The sequence below is a fragment of the Vibrio sp. D173a genome (assembly GCF_030248475.1).
This window is the reverse complement of record NZ_JAHGAH010001563.1, coordinates 1-555: the sequence shown is the minus strand read 5'-3', so window position 1 is coordinate 555 and position 555 is coordinate 1. Positions and strand designations below refer to the sequence as shown.

Here is a 555-nt window from a genome sequence, read left to right as displayed (position 1 = left end):
ACCGAGTTTCGCCGTGTAGAAAGGTTCTTCTTGAGCAGACGTTGTCGAACTTAAAGATAACATTCCCACTAAAGCAATTAATGGCATTTTATTCATTTGAGAGAGCTCCCGTTCCATTGCGTTGTACTAATTGTAAGTACATTCATAGACTAATGAGTAAAATTCTACCACACATATGTGCAACGGATGCGATAAACATCCGTTGCCGTCAAATTTGACGTTGTCATGACTTTCGAATCATAACGCTTTAATAACGACGAGGATTAGAGCTGTTCACGACGTTTTTGAAGAACCAAATACCGATCGCGATAACAATCAACCAAGGTAATATTTTTAATACCGCTCCTACCATCCCCAGTACGACCATCACGACGAGTGCAAGTCCTGTTGCTGCTAATACCGTCATAAAGGTAATACCTGTAACCAATAGCGTCGCAACGAAGATAAGAACGAAGATTAATTCAAACATAATGGTCTCCTATGATGACCTGTTTCTCTTAATCTTACTTATTGCAGCTTCCATACCAACACGAAATAAAAATAAAAACCTTAAAA

At 38.7% G+C, this 555-nt stretch carries 1 protein-coding gene and 1 pseudogene; both read right to left on the bottom strand.

The genetic code is table 11. The features are described 5' to 3' along the window. Positions 1–117 (bottom strand): annotated as a pseudogene (locus KIV40_RS34765) (iron-hydroxamate ABC transporter substrate-binding protein); the annotation flags it as partial. 130 nt (positions 118–247) lie between these two features. Then, on the bottom strand, positions 248–469 hold the full coding sequence (gene pspG / locus KIV40_RS34760) for an envelope stress response protein PspG (RefSeq protein WP_032549872.1): 222 nt from the start codon (positions 467–469) through the stop codon (positions 248–250). Positions 470–555 lie beyond the last annotated feature (86 nt).